General features: G+C 57.2%; 2 protein-coding genes. One reads left to right on the forward strand and one right to left on the reverse strand.

From position 1 onward, the window contains the following. Positions 1-415 precede the first annotated feature (415 nt). On the forward strand, positions 416-1,264 hold the full coding sequence (locus L880_RS0125535) for a response regulator transcription factor (protein ID WP_231403503.1): 849 nt from the start codon (positions 416-418) through the stop codon (positions 1,262-1,264). Here L880_RS0125535 and L880_RS0125540 read toward each other — a convergent pair. Further along, positions 1,233-1,906: sensor histidine kinase (locus L880_RS0125540; protein WP_027478015.1), on the reverse strand; the 674-nt coding region annotated here is incomplete at its 5' end. The two genes, L880_RS0125535 and L880_RS0125540, sit on opposite strands and share 32 nt — an antisense overlap.

Below are 1,906 nucleotides of genomic sequence, written 5' to 3' on the forward strand. Positions count from 1 at the left end.
CCTTCAACAGCAAGGGGTCGATCCCGTAGCCGCGCCCAGCCTCATCCCAGCACGTTGCAGAAGCAGCGAGCGGCATCATCAGCGATGCCGCCGCGATCAGTGCGCGTGCAGAGAAGTACATAGAGGCGTTTCCCATTGCGATATTGTAGCAGTCAACTTGCTTTCACGATGAAAGCACGATAACAGAAAAAACCTAGAGCGACAAGGCATCTAGCCTAGGTTTGTCATCTTGGGATGTGGTCTTGCGGCACCCATCCGACAGCCCCGCTTTACCCGCCGAATCCAGCTTGCCAAAGGCATGAAATGCCCACGACAAGGGGCCAAATGATACCATGCAGGAGAAAAATAACTTCCTGTCAGCGGAAGCAATAGGTTAGTTCGCACGTATAATGCCGTCCCCCGAACGGTGCGGATCATGGCTAGATCAGCCGGGCGCGGTATATCGAATGCGGCTTTTCTGTCAAAATTCGGTTATTGCCTCGCCGGCGAGGGTGTTGCACCCACCGCCGATCTGCATGGCCGCTATCCGCCAAGCACGGCAGCGCCTGCCTGCATGGCCAACGAACTTCGGGATCAATACGATCCCAAACCAATAGGTGACGTTTTGGGAATAAAAGTATTTCTTGCGGACGATCACCGGCTGCTGGTAGCCGGTTTCCGCGATGTATTGAAGGACTACGGGATCGACGTAGTAGAGGTGGCCTACAGCCTGGATGGGCTGATCGACCGCTTCTTAGAGGTCAAGCCGGATGTCCTGGTGATCGACGTGCGCTTTGACAGCAAAGGCTGTGGTGAGAACGGGCTGGACGTGTGCGAGGAACTACTGGCCCGCGACCCCTCGGCCAAAATCATTGTCTTTAGCCAGTTTGACGACCAATACATCATCGAGCGTTCCTACAAGCTCGGCGTGCTGGCCTTTGTGCGCAAGGATGAAAGTACGGAAGTGCTCAACGAGGCGATCAACACGGTAGCCCAGGGCAAGGAATACTTTTCCCCCGAGATTGCCCGCCTACTCGCATGGTCGGCCGTCAAGGATCGGAACCCGAACCGGCTCCTGGATGAGAACGAAATGCGGGCCTTCAGCCTTGCAGCCGATGGCGCATCCATGACCGAAATTGCCACCGCGATGGACTTGTCCACCAAGACCATTGGCCACTTGATGAAGGGCGTAAAAGCCAAGCTAGGCGTTGAAAGCCAAGCTGACATCACCAAGCTGGCGATCCGTCACGGCATTACGACAACTGCCCTGAAAACGAAAAGCTGAGTTTCGTTCCCGGCCGCTTCTGGTTGGCAGGATCGGCCGCCTGTATTTTCAGCGCACCACCAAGCACCCGCACCCGCTCGCGCATGTCGATCAGTCCAATGCCGGCGTGCTCTCCATTGCGAACCGTGGCTTTCATCCCCACCCCGTCATCGGTGATTTCCACCTTGTAGGTGTCTAGCGCCTTGTTGTGGTGGATGCTGACGCGCACCTGGGCAGCTTTGGAGTGCTTGATGGCATTGAAAATCGCTTCCCGGATGATCTTGTAGGCGCTGATAGCCGATGCCTCTGGCATCGCAGGCCGCTTTGGTAGATCGTGCTCCAGCGTGATGGCCGGCTTTTCGGAAATGTTCGTGTAGTGGGCCACCAGCGACTCCAAGGCCGCAGTGAAGCCGATGGAGTCGATCACCTCGATTCGCGTGTTCTTGATGATGTCGCGCATTTCGGCATAGGCATCATTCAGCATTCCCGAGGCATTACCCAGCAGCTCGGCGGCCCGCCCATTCCCAGCCACCAGTGGCTCAAGCTGCTTCAGTACGTTGCGCGTGAGCAGGAGCTGGGGATTCACCTCGTCGTGCAGACGGCGTGCAAGGGTGCGCCGTTCCTCGTCAATGCGCCGGTTCGATTCAGCCAGGACACGGCGGG

Source organism: Curvibacter gracilis ATCC BAA-807 (assembly GCF_000518645.1).
GTDB classification, from domain to species: Bacteria; Pseudomonadota; Gammaproteobacteria; order Burkholderiales; family Burkholderiaceae_C; genus Curvibacter; species Curvibacter gracilis.

Coding starts and splice junctions, on each gene's coding strand:
- L880_RS0125535 (WP_231403503.1), top strand. CDS start 416: ATGGCTAGATCAGCCGGGCGCGGTATATCGAATGCGGCTTTTCTGTCA.